Origin of the sequence: Akkermansia muciniphila (assembly GCF_040616545.1) — a bacterium.
Taxonomy (GTDB): Bacteria; Verrucomicrobiota; Verrucomicrobiia; order Verrucomicrobiales; family Akkermansiaceae; genus Akkermansia; species Akkermansia muciniphila_E.
Genome location: NZ_CP156688.1, coordinates 137800 through 153074 on the forward strand (window position 1 = coordinate 137800; position 15275 = coordinate 153074).

A 15275-nucleotide genomic window follows, 5' to 3' on the forward strand; every position below is an offset into this window, starting at 1 on the left:
CCCTGATTCCGATACTTCTTTCCCAATCCGCTGCCGCCATGCCCTCCATTCACGTCATGTCTTCCACTCTTGCCAGCCAGGTGGCGGCGGGCGAGGTGGTGGAACGCCCCGCCTCCGTCGTGAAGGAGCTGGTGGAAAACAGCCTGGACGCCGGAGCCAAAGCCATACGGGTGGAGATACGCCGCGGAGGCGTGGGCCTGATCAAGGTGACGGACGACGGCAGCGGCATGTCCCGGGAAGATGCCCAACTATGCGCCAAGCGCCACGCCACCAGCAAGCTTTCCTCCCTGGAGGACCTTTTTGAAATCACTCACCTGGGGTTCCGCGGCGAGGCCATTCCCAGCATCGCCAGCGTATCCCGCTTCAAGCTCTGCACCAGACAGCCGCAAGCGCTGGAAGGCTGGGAAATACGCATTGACGGAGGCCAGGAGCATGAGCCGAGAAGCTCCGGCGTCTCCCCCGGCACCGCCATTGAGGTTTCCGACCTGTTTTACAATACCCCGGCGCGGCGCAAGTTCCTGAAGTCCTCAGAGACGGAGGCCTCCCATGTGGAGCACCAGCTCCGCCTGCATGCCCTGGCCTACCCCCAGGTGCGCTTTACCTACAAGCGGGATGACCAGCTTATTTTTGACCTGCCGGCCACGGCAGACCTGCGCGTCCGCATTTCCGCCCTGACGGATGCGGCCACGGCGGCGGCCCTGATCCCGGTAGAACCGGTCATCGGCCCCGGCATTTCCGTCACGGGCTTCCTGCTCCCGCTTTCCGAAGCCAGGCGCACCAGAAAAGGGCAGTACGTGTTCATGAACACCCGGCCCGTGGAAGACCAGCTCATCAACCGGGCCATCCGGGACGGCTACGGCGGCTTTCCCACCGGACTGCATCCCGCGCTGTTCCTGTACATGGAGGTGGAGCCCGCCCTGGTGGACGTGAACGTGCACCCCGCCAAGAAGGAAGTGCGGTTCCGCCGTTCCGCGGACGTGGTGAACACCATTGTGGAGGCAATCTCCAACACCCTCCAGAAACACGCCCGCCAGGAAATCCACGCTCCCGCCGCAGAGCCGGATACGGAAAAGCGTCTTCCGGAAGCTCCTTTCCCCGCACCGCGTGAGGAAAAACCTCTCCGGGCGGACCATCCACTGCCGCCTTCCCCGGAAAAAGGCGGCATGGCTTCCCTCCTTTCCGGAACCAGCCAGACGCGCGGAAGCGCGCCCGCCCCCCCGCTCCGGCCCATTCCCCTGAAACAGGTTCCCGCCACCCAGGGGCGGCTGGATTTTCAGAATAAGACGGAGGGCGGCACCCCGCGGAGCGCATGCGGAAAGGCAGCCATGGAGAAAGACGCCTCCGCCGGATTCACCTATCTGGGGACCCTCCGCCAGCAATTCGCCCTGTTTGAAACGCCGGAAGGGCTGGTGCTGATGCATCCCAGGGCGGCGCGGGAGCGCATCATCTTTGAACGCCTGCGCGCCCACCGGGAAGCGCCGATGCCGTCCCAGCAGCTGCTGGACCCGGTCATGCTGGACCTGGACCCCCGGGACTTTGCCGTTATCCAGCAGGTCGCCCCCCATTTTGACCAGGCCGGAATGACCGTTACTCCCTTCGGGCAGAACACCATCAGGATAGAATCCCTCCCCGCCCTGCTGGAGCTGGACAACGCCCGCGCGTTCCTTCTGGAGCTGGTAGACCGCCTCACGCAGTCCGAGTTCAGCCGAAACGCCAAACGCATGGCCTATGAAACCTTCATCGGGGAAATTGCCAGAAAATCCGCCTGGAAGGAACGTATCTCCCCGCACCGCGCCCCGGCCATCCTGAAAGAACTGCTGGCCTGCGAGGTGCCGTACTGCACGCCGGGCGGCAAGCCTACGCTGGTTAATTATTCCGTTCCGGAGATCAAGCGCAAATTCGGCATCCAGGCGTGAGGGGCCCTGTTTTCCGCAAAACAAGCTTGCGGCGTTTCATGGCAGGGCGGCTGGTTCATTTCCGGCGGATGCTTCCCGACAACAGGGTGAGGCCTCTCATAACCTCTTTTCCCCTGCCTTCTCAAGGTATCCGGTTTTACACAAGGACGCCAAAAACATCCCGCCTCCCCCGGAAGCTTGCGCTTGGCAACGGAGTTCCCCGCGTCTATACTGTTGCCTGCATTTCTGCCATCCAGTCCACGTTCAGCCATGCCAGACCCTATCCCCAGCAAACCGCCCGCGCCGCGCATTGCTGAAACCGTTGCCGGAAAGGCTCTGGCAGCGCTTCTGGCTCTTTTTTACTTTTCCCTGGCGACGACTGCCGCGGGGGGGGAATGGCACACTCTTTTTCTTCCCGCCTGCCTTCTGGCGGCGGCCCTTCTGCTGTTCTGCTTCTGCATCATCCGGGGAGACAAGATTCCCAGCCCCGGCCTGGCAGGCTGGCTCGCGCTGGGGCTGGGGGGCGGTTATTTTTTCCTGCGCGCGTGGTTCTCCCCCTGGTTTTATTATGAGAGCGTGGCGGACCTGGGCCTGATCGCCACCGCCATGGTCATGTTCATGGCCGGGGCGTATGCCGGAGCGGGCGACGGGAAGAAGAGTGTTCTCCCCGTGCTGGCGGCAGCCCTGGGGTTGCTGAATGCGCTGCTGTGGGGTTACCAGAACCTGACGGGGACGGAGGCCTCCTGGTTCAGGCCGGATTATTCCCTTTTCGGCACGGAGCTGCGCAATATCGGCCTCTTCGGGTACAAGAATTTTTCCGCCCATTTCCTGTCCGTCACGGGCTTTTTCCTTTGCGCCTACAGCGTGGCGTCCGCCAGGAAATGGGGCGCCGCCCTGTTCACGGGACTGGCGCTCATCCTCGTTTCCTTCACCTGCGGCTCCCGTTCCGCCTTCCCGAACGCCCTGGCAGGCGTCACCCTCTGTTTCTTCATTTATACCTCCAGCGTTTTCCGCAACAACAGGAAATTTTACGCGGCGGCCATCCTGTTTATCCTCCTGCTCTTCTTCGGGGCCGCGTACGCCGTGCTGGACCTGGCGAACGGTGCCGGAAAGCTGGGTTCCCTGCTGGATACGTTCTCCTTCGGCAGCAGGCTGGACCTGTCCAGGCTGGCGTGGGCCCTGGCGGACCTGGCGCCGTGGACCGGCCACGGCAGCAGGATGTTCACCAATCTCTCCACGGAATTTTTTTCCGGCTCCAACCTCCCCAATTTTGCGCACCATGAATATGCGCAGGCCGCCTGTGATTACGGCTATGCGGGCCTGGTGCTGATGCTGGCCCTGCTGGCCCTGTTCCTCTTCTCCGGGTTCCGGAGCGTGCTCCGGCTGGCGGGCGAGCACCAGAGAACCAATCCCCTGGGGCCCGCGGCCTTCTGCGTGCTGTGCATCGCCGCCTTCCATGCCTACGGAGAGTTTATCTGGCATAATCCGGCCCTGCTGGGCGCCAGCGCCCTGTGCTGCGGCATTACCTGCACCGCCTCCCTTTCCAGAGTGAAGGCATCCCGGCGCGCCGGACGCTGGGCCCAGGCTTCCACGGCCTTTCTGCTGGCGGCGCTTGCCCTTTGTTTCGCGTTCCTGGCCTTCCCGGTCTGGAAGGCCTCCCTGCACGCCGCCCCGCCTTCCTCCAACGGACGGCTCCCCATGCTGGAGGAAGCCGCCTCCGCCAGCCTGGACCCGGACCTGGTACGGCGCAGCATCCTGCACGCCTTGGGCAATTCCCCGGCTCCGGACCAGGCCCGTCTCCGAGAGCTGGAACGGCAGGAGGAAGAAGCGGAGCTTCTGAGCCCCGGCAATTATGGAATGGCAGCGGCCAAGAGCCTGCTTTACATCCATCAGGGGCGCTACACGGAGGCGGAGCAACTGCTGCGCCCGTATCTGGAGCCCGGCAGGTTTGACGACCGCATATTCGCCTGGACCACCATTTACACCAACATGCTGTATTCCTGGAGTGCGGTTACCGCCTCCCGGTCTCCGGGGCAGGCTCTGTCCATGGCCCTGACGGCGCAGGAGCTGATGTCCGCCCAGACGGACCAGTGGCTGTTTTACGGAGCCCTGAATCCCGAAGTCAGGAAAGAACATGACCTGCGCCTCAGCGAGCTCAAGATGCTGATCCTGACGCTGCAGTCCCGCGGCGCGGTGCCCGATTCCTCCTGGCGGAAGTAGTGATTACGGGCATGAGCAGCCCTCCTTTCCGCTACATTTTTATTAAATAAATGTATTCATCGGATTTTCAATCCGTTGTCAATAATAATTCATTTAAGGCAAAATTACTTGAGCCTTATCCGGTGCCTCCCTCCCCCTTCTTGCAGGCATGACAGGAAGAGGATAAAAAACGGAACAACTCCTTGGATACAAGGGAATCGCCATGTCCTTGCGGATTGAAAATCCACCAGTCTCCGGGAAGTTTGCGGACACAGCCGCAACATTAATCCAAAGACAAACTCCAAATAAATGATTCCAAGACTTCCTCTCCCCCTCCTTGCCGCCCTGCTCCTGTCACAGGCGGTTCCCCATGCCTCCGCTTCCGGCCCCATCTCCTGGGATGATCTTGTGCAGGGCTGGCAGGACGGCTCCATCACTGAAACGGTACTTGAGCTGGGCGCGGACGGTTCCATTTCAGAAACAGCCGTCAACGGCGCCGCCGTCACCGTGGCTCAAGACGCATCCCTGACGCTGAACGGAGGCCGTCACGCCTTGTCCTCCACCACGCAGAGCCTCCAGACCTTCACCAGCCGGGCGTTTGACAACCGCGGCACATTGGAAATCAGCGACTGCACCATCACCGGCAATTTCAATACCGCCGTGAGCTGGTATTCCTATTCCTCCGGCGGAGCCATCTCCAACGGAGAGAACGCCAGGCTGGCCCTTTCCGGATGTTCCTTTTCCAATAACGGGATGGTTTCCCAGACAGCCGGAGGCGGCGGCGCGCTCGCCGGAGCGGCAGGTTCCGTGATGAGTATCCAGGGGTGCGAGTTCACCGGGAATTACGTTTCCTTCAATGAACCGTGCCTCAACAGCCCCCAGCAGCATGGCGGAGCCATTTCCAGCGTCGGCGCCGTTACGCTGAATAACTGCCGCTTCTCCGGGAATTACGTCTCCTACCTGAATGCCGGAGCCAATGGCATGAGCATGGCGGCGGGGGGCGCCGTTTCCATGGCCACGTACGGGGGACGGCTGGAGGGAGACGCCCTGGAGTTCCACGGGAATTACACCATGGGCTATGCAGCCTCCGGAGGCGGGATTGATTTGAATAACAATGCCTCCATCAATCTGGGGAATGCCGTCTTTACCGGGAATTACGCCTTCTGCACCGCAGGCCCCATCAGCTCAGGGCGTGCGTGGGGAGGGGCGCTCAACCTGGAAACCGGAGCCTCGGGCACGCTTGTTTCCTGCGTCTTTAACGGCAATCACGCTTCCTCCATGACGGAGACGGATTCCAGCGGGGGAGCCATTCACAATTTTACCGGCAGCACGCTGACGCTGGTGAATTGTTCCTTTTACAGTAATTACGCCTCTTCCGCAGATCCGTCCCTGGCGCAGGGGGGAGCCATCGCAAACGAAGGGCGGCTCCGGGTGATCGCCAACGGGCGGGACAGCATTTTCCGCGGCAACAGGGACCGGGTTCCGGCACTTGGCGGCGAAGGCGTTTCCAACGCCATTCACTCCAAGTATTACGCCAACATTGCCCTTTGCGCCGGGAACGGCGGCTCCATGGTTTTTTACGACGGCATCAGGGGAGAGGGCAGAGAGAGCGTCTTGACGATCAACAAGCCCGATCCAGCAGGCTATCCCGTGGACGGAACCGTGTTTTTCAAGGCCGGAGCCTCCATTGACGGGCTTGATACGGAACTGTACCGGGGAAGCCTGGGCATGGGGGAGGGAACGGCCATCCACGGCGCGCTGGACGCATGGCAGGGAAGCAGCCTCATCATTGACGGCTTTACGACGATGGACGGCCAGTACAGCGTGCATGCCGTAAAACCGGGGAGCACCCATACCGTGCTCGTGCAGATGACTGATTCCATGGCGTCGGCCACGGAGGAGAATCCCGTATGAACATTCACGGAAGGTTCTTCTCTGGCGGCCTTTGCAGGCTCCCTGGAGTTTGTGCTGGACGTCAGCCGGCTCGGCATTTCCTATGAAGAACTGCGCCCCTTCATTTTTTCCCATGAAGGGCAGACTAAGGAATTGATGGACAGCGTCAACGGGGCCAAAAGCGTGCGCCTGGTGGACGCCGACGGATGGAGCTACAGCGTAGGCGGCTCCTTTTTCGATTACCTTTCCGGGCAGCACAGCGCCCTGCTTCCACCGGAGGGAGAGGGGGGAGACTGGCGTGCCCCGGCGGGAGTAGGCACCGTCCAGGGGAATTCCCAGTGGACGGCCATGCGCAGCCTGCGCAGTTTTGCCGCCACGGCGGGAACCAGGGAGGGCCAGCGCCTGAAGCCGGACGGAAGAACGGCTTTCTGGATCACGACCACGGGAGATTATTTCACCCAGTCCTCCCAGGCGGCGGCTCAGGGTTACCGCTTCCGTTCCCGGGGGTATTCCTGCGGAGGCGCTTATGACCTTTCTCCCATGTGGACGCTGGGCGCCGCCTTCGGCCAGAGCTTCGGGACGAACGATGTTAACGGGGACATGGGCAGCTTTGACCAGGACGCCGTCATGGCCCTCCTGCAACTTTCCCGGTCCATGAAGCTGGGCACGAAGGATTTCTTCCATCTCAGCCTTCAGGGCGGCTATGGTTCCGCATGCAGCAAGGGGGGCTTCACCTCCCCGGACCTGGCGGGCGACCGCCTGTCAGGCTCCTGGAAGGACAGGACATGGCTGCTGGACCTCCAGGGAAGCTGGACGCGGGAGCTGAACCGGAAAACACGGCTGGGCCTTTATTCCGGCCTCCAGTACGCGGAAAGCTCACAGGACGCCTCCACCCTTCAGGGGGAACGCTACGCCTACTGCCTGAAAGACAGCCGCATGAATGCCCTGCGCGGACGCCTGGGCGTGGAATTCCACCGGAACGGTTCCGCACTGGGAAGAGCGGCTCTGGGCTACGTGCGCACGGGCATGGCGCACGACCTGGACCGCCGCACGCCCCATGTGGCGGTCCAGGGCGTTGCCCGTTCCTGGACGGCACCCGGCAGCAAACCGGGCCGCACCGCCCTTCAGGCCTCCGCCGGATTCCAGATCAGCATATCCGGCAACTGGAGCGCCGGGCTGGATTACAGTCTGGAGGCGGGCAACGGCCATCTGGACCAAAGCGGCAGAATGGGTGTCATGCTGGAATTCTAATCCGGAACAGCTATCTTCTATCTATCCGCAGGCACTTGTTTTTCCAGCGTCTCCGGGCCTTTCAGGCCCGGAGACGTTCTTCTGATTCCACCTTTGTTTTACCCGTCAGCCGCCGCGCCGCGCATGCCGCAGGACGGCCGCATGACCTTCTCCGGCTCAACGGATGCATGCCCGGGAAGCTCTATTTCTGTAATAAAACTATTTTTTAAATGAATATTTCCATCAAACGCATTTATGATCCCCAGGACGCCGGAGACGGGTACCGCGTGCTGGTGGACCGGCTATGGCCGCGCGGCATTTCCAAGGAAAAGGCTTCCTGGGATGAATGGGAGAAGAACGCAGCCCCCACCACACGCCTGCGCCAGTGGTTTGACCATGACGATGCCAAATGGGACGAGTTCCGCCAGAGGTACTTTGAAGAGCTTGACAACAATACGGAGGCGGTTTCTCACCTTCTCCAACTGGCCCGCAAGGGAAAGATAACGCTGCTGTATTCCGCCAGAAACACGGAGCATAACGAAGCCGCGGCGCTGAGGGATTACCTGATGAAGCAGTCTTCTTCATAAACCAGGCGCACATTTTGCACAAGCGCCGTCCGCAAGGCCCAAATGCTGTCACAGGGACCTATGATATGGCCGGATTTCTTCTCTCGTTCATGAACAAGTGAAGAAAATGGAAAGGAGGTGAATATAACATGGCAACCAGTTCCCACATGGGTGGAAATCACAGAGGCGGTTCAAAGAAGCGCTCTGAAACCACCACCAATAAAACCGGGCAGCGCGTCAAGCGTGATGCTTCAACCGGGCAGTTTATGTCCGAAAAGAGCTCCAGCTCCAAGGACAGTCACAAGGAAAAACACTAATTTCCGTGCGCTCACTGCTCAATTCAGGTTCCGGACAAAGTCCGGGACCTTTTTTTGTTTTCCCTGATCCGGAAAAAAAGCGGGAGAACCGCGCCGTCAGCGCACTCCCAGTTCTTCAAAAGCCCGCAGGCCAAGGTCCCGGGGAGCTTTCCGGTCCCCCCGGACCACCACGACAAAAGGCTCTTCCCGGCCCGGCACGTAGTACGCCGCGCTCAGAACCATTTCTTCACCTTCCAAACGGGCGTAAACCCCCACGGGCGTGGAACAGCTGGCGCCCAGGCGCACCAGGAACGCACGTTCCGCCAGGGCGCAGCCATAGGCTTCCGGATCATTCACGCTATTGAGAATGCCAGCCGTCTCCTTGTCCGCGGCGCGGCATTCCATCCCCACAATGCCCTGCCCCACGGCGGGAATGAAGGCTTCCACCGGCAGGGGGCGCATGTAAAGTTTTCTTCCATCCGCCACGGTTTCCGGAGCATACAGCCCCAGGCGGTCCAGTCCGGCCCTGGCCAGAATGACGGCGTCCCAGCCGGGGTGCTGCGCCAGCTTCGCCAAGCGCGTGGGCACGTTGCCCCGCAGGTCCTCAAACCGCAGGCCGGAGCCCCAGTACGTACGCGCCATGAGGCGGCGGCGCACGCTTCCCGTAGCCAGGGTGCCCGTTCCGTTCCAGTCCGGTTCCTTCGTAATCAGCACGTCCTCCACAGCGGCGCGGGGAAGGACGGAGGCCAGCGTGAAGCCGGGCGCCAGCTCGCTGGGCACGTCCTTCAGGCTGTGCACCGCCACGTCAATGCGGCCTTCCTGCAGGGCGGCTTCCAGCTCCTTGATGAAGATTCCCTTGTCCACGATGCCGGAAACGCGGGCCACGTCCGCCAGCGGCACGTCCGTGCGGCGGTCCCCGGTGGTATGGATGATTTCACGGCGCACGTCCAGCCCGGGATGACGGACGGCCAGCGCGGCCTGTACCATGTCCGCCTGGGCCAGCGCCAGGGCGCTCCCGCGGGTGCCGATGATGAGGGTGTTTTTACTGGTCATAGAGAGCGGAGTCCGGAAAGTATTTGGAGATGTTGTCCTGGATGATGGCCTCGCACCGGGAGACTTCCTGCTCCCGGCTGCGCTTGGCCTCATCCGCCAGCTGGGTAAGGGTGTCAATGTCGTACAGATACACCTCGTCAATGTCCGCCACGTCCGGTGAAATGTTGCGCGGGACGGAGATGTCAATCAGGAACAGGGAGCGGTACTTGCGGGCGGCGCGCAGGGGCAGCAGCGTTTCCTGCGTGATGATGCAGTGGGGGGCGGCGGTGGCGGCCACCACCACGTCAATGTCCTTGAGGTAATCCCCCCACACGTCGTACCGGATGGCCTGGCCGCCGATGGTGCCCGCCAGTTCCACGGCCCGGTCAAAGGAGCGGTTGGCCACGTAAATGCCCTCCGCCCCGCGGGCGCGCAGCGCGCGGCCCGTCACACGGCTCATGTCCCCGGCTCCCAGGATGAGGACGCGCGTGCCGGAAAGATCGCCGAAGATTTGTTCCGCCAGCTCCACGGCCACGGACCCCACGGAGGTGGCCCCGGCGTGAATCTGGCTGTCCGTGCGCACCCTCTTGCCGATGGTGAAGGCTTTCTGGAAGGTTTTATTGGCGCAGCCCGCGGTCACTCCGGCATCCAGCGCCATCTGGTAGGCCGTCTTCACCTGGCCGAAGATTTCCGTTTCACCCAGCACCATGGAGTCCAGCCCGCTCAGCACACGGCACAGGTGTTCCAGCGCCTCCGCGCCCAGGTGGCTGTAAAAGTGGGCCCCCATGTCCACGTTCCCGCGCCCGGTCCCCAGGAAATGGGACAGGATGTGCTCCTGCGCGCTTTCAGGACGGTCCGACCAGTAGTAGATTTCCATCCGGTTGCAGGTGGAAAGCACCACGCACTGGTCCACGTCCGGCAGGGAGCGGATGCGCCGCCCTTCTTCCTGGAGCCTGTGGCACGGCACGGCAAAACGCTCACGTATTTCCACGGGAGCGGTCCGGTGATTCAAGCCTAAACAAACCATTCTCATCAGCTTACCAGGAAAATGCTCATGGATGCCATAAAGAGGGCCACACAGCAGTAGGCCAGAACCCTGCCCGGCATTCCGCGGCGGTAGGTCCGCCACAGCAGGGCGGCGTAGCCCAGCGTCAGCAGAATGACAATAACGGTCTTGGCCCCGTTGATGGGGAGGTGCCGCTGCCAGCCCAGCCATTCCCCGGCCAGGAGCAGGATGAACGCCACCAGGATCAGGCGCTTCATGCTGGCTTCCAGCGTGCGGATGGGGGGCAGAAGGCGGCAGGTGCCGGGAATCTGGCGCCTTTTAAGGCATTCATTCTGCATGCAGAACGCCACGCCCGCGGCGGCGGCCAGGCCCCCGGCCCCGTAAGACATCATGGCCACGCCCACGTGCGCCGTCACCCAGAAGTCATGCGTGCCCTGCACATCCGCGCCGGATATGCTGACCAGGAGGGAAAGCGCCGTCAGCAGGGCAATGGCCGGAGCCGTGAAAATGCCCAGCACGGACATGCGGTACGCGCGGCCCAGCAGAAGATAGAAGAGGTTGATGGTCCAGGAAAGGAAGAAGAGCACTTCCGATGCGCCGCGGATGGGGCACATCCCCGTCTGGTACGCCTTGACACAGAGCGCCCCGGTCTGGAGCGCAAAGAGGCACGCCATCCAGAGGTGGGCGTATAAAAAACGGCGTCCGGAGGCCAGCAGGCGCCATCCCAGCCCCGTGAAAGCCAGGGAGAGGACGAGAGATGCGATGGCCCACCAGTTGTCGTTCATAACTCCGGCACGGGAAAAAGTTCAGGAACGCAGGTCGCGTTCAATGACGGCGTACGCCTGGTGGTTGTGGATGGATTCAAAGTTTTCCGCCTCCACCCGGTACCAGCTGAAGGCGGAATGGCTCTGCGTTTTCAGCGCCACGTTCCGCACCAGGTCTTCCACAAAGACGGGGTTTTCATAAGCCTTTTCCGTCACCCATTTTTCATCCGGCCTTTTCAGCACGCTGTACAGGGAGCAGCTGGCGCAGGATTCCACCAGGTCAATCAGGTCTTCAATCCAGACGGGACGGGAGGCAAACCGCACGGAATAAGTGACCAGCCCGCGCTGGTTGTGGGCCCCGTAGGCGCTCATGGCCTTGGAACAGGGGCACAGCGTCGTCACGGGGACGACCACGGTCAGCTTGAAGTCCGCCAGCTTGTTGTCCGCTTCCGCCTCCATTTCAAAGCGGACCACGTAATCCATCATCCCTTCTATTCCGGTCACGGGGGCATTCTTGGCGCGGAAGAACGGGAATTCCATTTCCACATGGGAGCGGCGCGCGGACAGGCGGCGGAGCAGTTCCCGGGGAACGGCCAGGGCCGTGTGCACGTCCAGCAGGGGGCCGTGCTGGTGCAGGGCCTCCACAAAGCGGCTCATGTGCGTGCCCTTGAATTCCTCCGGCAGGTCCACCGCCAGGGAAACCGTCGCCACGGTGGACTGGATGCGGTTGAGCTTGTCCTGAATCTGGATGGGGAAGCGCAACCCCTTGACGCCCACCCGGTCAATGGAGATATTGCGCGTATCCGTCTCGGACTGGGTATCTTTCAGTTCCTGCATGGGAGGATGATGGCTGGAAATAAAGCGGGAGTCTGCCCTGTTACCGGACAAACTCCCGCCTGCAAAGACAATTTCTACCGAAAGAGATTTTCCTTGGCGCTTGTTACGGCAGAAGGTTGATGGAACGGGCCCGCTTGATTTCACGGGTCACCTTGCGGTGCATCTTGGCAGACAGACCGGTCACGCGGCGGGGAAGAATTTTGCCGGTTTCAGAGGTGAACTTGGACAGGAAATCGGGGTTGAGCAGATCGACCTGATCCATCGGGATGTCGAGACGGCGGCGCGGCATCTGGCGATTGCACGTGCGGAAACGAATACGACGTTCTACAGTCTTGGGTTCAGTGGACATAATAATAAAGAATATAGGCTGGCCCGTTATTAACGCATTTCACGATGAAGCGTACGGCGCTTCAGGAAAGGATTGTACTTAACCTTTTCCAGGCGGCCGGGGGTACGCAGGCTCTTCTTGTTGCGCGTGGTGACGTAGCGGGACGTAGGCTTTCCTTCGGCTTTGGCCTCAGTGCATTCGAGGATGATGATGTCTCTTGGCATGATGAAAATGTGTTACGGGGGAGGATTTATACACTATTCTTCATCATCGTCAAGTGAAACAGATAAATCAACATCATTTTGTCCTCCCGCAAAGCCCAGGGCCACTCTGGGGCGGAACCGGGCGTTCTGCCCTTTTTCCTTTTCCCACTGGGCCTGGCATTCCACGGTAAGGCGCGCGAAGGGGATGGCCTCCAGGCGCAGGATGGGAATGACCTTGTATGACATTTCACAAATGCCGTACGTTCCGTTGTCAATGCGGGCAAGCGCCTGCTCAATTTCATACAGGCCGTCCTGTTCCTTGGAAAGAAGGCTGAGGGCGAAGTCACGGTCATAGGCGTCGCTGCCGGCGTCCGCCTGGTGCTCACCGGAGCCGGAGGCCTCACTGCCTTCCGGATGGTTCCGGAGGGTGTCGCGGGCCACGCCGCTCATGTTGTCCAGCGCCCTGTCGCGCAGGTCCATCAGGTGCTGGCGCTGCATCAGCACAAAGGGTTCCCATTCCGGGTCCGCGGCCAGTTGCGCCTTGGCGGCGGCAATGGCTTCCGTCTGTTCATCCGTCAGCTCATTCCTGGCGGGAGCGGGCGCCGGAGCGGCGGGAGAAGCGGCGGTTTTCCTGGCCGGGGCCTTTTTGGCCGTCTTAGGTTCCGGCTTCTTTTCCACAGCGGCAGCAGGGGAGGCGGCTTTTTTAGCCGGCTTGACGGCCTTTTTCGGTTCCGCAGCCTTTTTCTTTTTAGCGGGAGCCTCTTGCTCTACAGGGGTCTTGCAGGCGGTCTTCCCGCAGGTCTTTTTCTTGGGAGCCGGAGCTTTTTTGGCGGCGGCCTTGCTTTCGGTTTTCTTGGGAGTAGGCATATGAGGTGTCTCTATGGGCTGAGGTTGACGATGTTTCACGAACAGCGGGCGAGACCGCCCAACTGACTAGACTATGAGACACTACAAGCGGCCAAATGTTCATTCAAGAAAATTCAGCCATGAAACAAGTCATTTTCCGCGGCATCCTTCCGGCCGTTTTTTTAACGGAAACGTACTTCATTTAACCTTTCCATCGACCCGTAAAATTCTATATTGGTACCATATGACAGCTTCAACCATCCCCACCATCGGCATTGACTTCGGGGGCACCTCCATCAAGCTGGGGGTCGTCAAAGGGACGGAAGTGATCGCGCACGCGCCTTCCATCGCCACCCAGGAATACGGCAATCCGGATCAATTGATTGAAGCCATCGCCCAGTTCGTGAACATGCTGCGGCTGAACCACCCGGAGGTGCAGGCCATCGGCATGGGGATGCCCGGCTTCGTCAATTTTTACCAGGGAACCGTTTACACGCTCACCAACGTGCCCGGATGGAACAACGTTCCGGTGCGGGACATGCTCCAGGCCGCCTGCGGACTGCCCGTGTATGTGGAGAACGACGCCAACTGCATGGCCTACGCGGAATGGAAGCTGGGGGCAGGAAAAGGAAAAAGGCACCTGGTCTGCCTGACCCTTGGCACGGGTGTGGGCAGCGGCCTCATCGTGAACGGGGACCTTGTGCGCGGGGCCACCTGCTCCGCCGGAGAGCTGGGACAGACGAGCATTGACTACCGGGGACGGCTGGGCCATTACGGCAACCGCGGCGCCCTGGAGGATTACGTGGGCAACCGGGAAATAGCGGCGGACGCCCGCACCCTGTACGCCAGCCACGGCGTGGACAAGGCCATTGTGGACTGCAACCCCATCGCCCTGGAACGGGCCGCGCTGGCGGGGGATGAAGTGGCCGCCCAGGTATGGCGGGACCTGGCCGTGAAGCTTTCCTGCGCGCTGATGAACTGCTGCTACCTGCTGAACCCGCAGGCCATCATCATCGGCGGCGGCGTGGCGAAGGCCAAGACCCTGCTCTTCCAGCCCCTCCAGGAAATCATGAGGGCCCAGCTTGCCGCCCCGCTGGTGGAAGAGCTTGAAATCCTCCCCGCCCAGTTCGGCACGGAGGCGGGCATCCTGGGGTCCGCCCATCTGGCGCTCAACACCCACTTCGGCGAAACGTTCCGGGCCTGATCTCGTGTCCTCCATCCAAATACTCAGGCTCGCCTCCAAGCTGGGGCTGGCTCCGGAACAGGAGCAGGATTTTCTGGATGCCATGCAGGCCGGGGACCGCGCCAGAAGCGCGCTGGTCATCACCCCGCAGGCTCCGGAAGGCTACGTTCCGCCCCTCCCTGCGGATGAAACGCCGCGGGACTGGGGGCACCCTTCCATTCTGGCGCTCCCGGCGGGAGAAACGGAGGCCCGGCCCGGTTCCCTGCCGGATTACGAACGCGGCTATTACTACCCCCTGGACCTCTCCTCCGTCTGGGAGACCGCCCCGCTGGCCCATCTGCCCCTCCGGCCGGAACGCTGCCTGGACCTGTGTGCCGCGCCCGGAGGGAAAAGCATTCTGGCGCAAACGCGGGTCGCCCCGCGGGTGCACGTCTCCAACGAGGTGCACCCCAAACGCCTGGGCATCCTGCGCCACAACCTGCTGCGCTGCGGCTTCACGGGCCTGTACACCCAGCGCCTGCGGCCGGACCAGTGGGCGGAACTCGCCCCCGGCAGTTTTGACCTCATTCTGGCGGACGCCCCGTGCAGCGGGCAGTCCCTGCTGGCCAAGGGCATTCCCAACCCCGGCTGCTTCAACCCCTCCGTGACCGGGGGCAACGCCAAGCGGCAGCGGGGCATCCTGCTGGCGGCGGTCCGCTGCCTGGCGCCCGGAGGCCATCTGCTGTACACCACCTGCACCTACGCCCCGGAGGAGAACGAGCGCAACATCCTGTACCTGCTGAAACGCTGTCCGTATCTGTGCACCGTGCCCGTGCCGGAGCTGGAGCCCTTCCGCTCCGCGCTGGCGCGGGAGGCCTGCTACCGTCTTATGCCTTTCCACGGAGCGGGCGCGGGCGGCTTCACCTGCCTGCTGCGCCGGGACGGGGAATCCTCTCCCCTGCCTCCCCTGCCTGACGAACTGCTGGCCTGGCCCATCCAGGCCATGACCCGCTGAAAG

14 protein-coding genes are annotated in these 15275 nt (G+C 61.8%); 7 read left to right on the plus strand and 7 right to left on the minus strand.

Going from position 1 to position 15275, the window contains the following annotated elements; all coding sequences use genetic code 11:
• Nucleotides 1-56 precede the first annotated feature (56 nt).
• The 5 genes from mutL (at nt 57) to ABGM91_RS00530 (ending at nt 7804) form a co-directional block, all read left to right on the plus strand.
• Nucleotides 57-1916 (plus strand): DNA mismatch repair endonuclease MutL, encoded by a 1860-nt coding sequence (gene mutL / locus ABGM91_RS00510; protein WP_354832878.1) that lies wholly within the window; start codon nt 57-59, stop codon nt 1914-1916.
• 249 nt (nt 1917-2165) lie between these two features.
• Nucleotides 2166-4115, plus strand: coding sequence for an O-antigen ligase family protein (locus tag ABGM91_RS00515; protein WP_354832880.1), 1950 nt, complete (start codon nt 2166-2168; stop codon nt 4113-4115).
• 288 nt (nt 4116-4403) lie between these two features.
• On the plus strand, nt 4404-6008 hold the full coding sequence (locus ABGM91_RS00520; RefSeq protein WP_354832882.1) for a hypothetical protein: 1605 nt from the start codon (nt 4404-4406) through the stop codon (nt 6006-6008).
• Nucleotides 6009-6059: 51 nt separating this feature from the next.
• Nucleotides 6060-7238, plus strand: a complete 1179-nt coding sequence (locus ABGM91_RS00525; RefSeq protein ID WP_354832884.1) for an autotransporter outer membrane beta-barrel domain-containing protein — start codon at nt 6060-6062, stop codon at nt 7236-7238.
• Nucleotides 7239-7447: 209 nt separating this feature from the next.
• Nucleotides 7448-7804 carry a DUF488 domain-containing protein gene (locus tag ABGM91_RS00530; protein WP_215428329.1) on the plus strand — a complete coding sequence of 119 codons (357 nt, stop codon included), beginning with the start codon at nt 7448-7450 and terminating at the stop codon, nt 7802-7804.
• Nucleotides 7805-8196: 392 nt separating this feature from the next.
• On the opposite strand, the gene hemC is transcribed toward ABGM91_RS00530, so the two are convergent.
• The 7 genes from hemC to ABGM91_RS00565 form a co-directional block, all read right to left on the minus strand.
• The gene (hemC, locus tag ABGM91_RS00535) at nt 8197-9132 is read right to left on the minus strand and encodes a hydroxymethylbilane synthase (RefSeq protein ID WP_354832886.1); all 936 of its coding nucleotides are present in this window, start codon (nt 9130-9132) and stop codon (nt 8197-8199) included.
• On the minus strand, nt 9122-10123 hold the full coding sequence (gene hemA / locus ABGM91_RS00540) for a glutamyl-tRNA reductase (protein WP_354832888.1): 1002 nt from the start codon (nt 10121-10123) through the stop codon (nt 9122-9124). Before hemA ends, hemC begins: the two co-directional genes overlap by 11 nt.
• A 20-nt stretch (nt 10124-10143) precedes the next feature.
• Nucleotides 10144-10902 carry a cytochrome c biogenesis protein CcsA gene (ccsA, locus tag ABGM91_RS00545; protein ID WP_354832890.1) on the minus strand — a complete coding sequence of 253 codons (759 nt, stop codon included), beginning with the start codon at nt 10900-10902 and terminating at the stop codon, nt 10144-10146.
• Nucleotides 10903-10923: 21 nt separating this feature from the next.
• A complete protein-coding gene (folE2, locus tag ABGM91_RS00550; RefSeq protein WP_215428319.1) occupies nt 10924-11718 on the minus strand; it encodes a GTP cyclohydrolase FolE2 in 795 nt (264 codons plus the stop codon).
• A gap of 103 nt (nt 11719-11821) precedes the next feature.
• Nucleotides 11822-12067 carry a 30S ribosomal protein S18 gene (rpsR, locus tag ABGM91_RS00555; protein ID WP_022396980.1) on the minus strand — a complete coding sequence of 82 codons (246 nt, stop codon included), beginning with the start codon at nt 12065-12067 and terminating at the stop codon, nt 11822-11824.
• 29 nt (nt 12068-12096) lie between these two features.
• On the minus strand, nt 12097-12270 hold the full coding sequence (gene rpmG, locus ABGM91_RS00560; RefSeq protein ID WP_022396979.1) for a 50S ribosomal protein L33: 174 nt from the start codon (nt 12268-12270) through the stop codon (nt 12097-12099).
• A gap of 33 nt (nt 12271-12303) precedes the next feature.
• Nucleotides 12304-13116 carry a TraR/DksA C4-type zinc finger protein gene (locus tag ABGM91_RS00565; RefSeq protein WP_354832895.1) on the minus strand — a complete coding sequence of 271 codons (813 nt, stop codon included), beginning with the start codon at nt 13114-13116 and terminating at the stop codon, nt 12304-12306.
• Nucleotides 13117-13339: 223 nt separating this feature from the next.
• Here ABGM91_RS00565 and ABGM91_RS00570 point away from each other — a divergent pair, with 223 nt between their 5' ends.
• Both ABGM91_RS00570 and ABGM91_RS00575 read left to right on the plus strand, forming a co-directional pair.
• Nucleotides 13340-14299 (plus strand): ROK family protein, encoded by a 960-nt coding sequence (locus tag ABGM91_RS00570; RefSeq protein WP_354832897.1) that lies wholly within the window; start codon nt 13340-13342, stop codon nt 14297-14299.
• A gap of 4 nt (nt 14300-14303) precedes the next feature.
• Complete coding sequence (locus tag ABGM91_RS00575) at nt 14304-15272, plus strand: RsmB/NOP family class I SAM-dependent RNA methyltransferase (RefSeq protein ID WP_354832899.1); 969 nt, start codon at nt 14304-14306, stop codon at nt 15270-15272.
• The last annotated feature ends 3 nt before the right edge of the window (nt 15273-15275 follow it).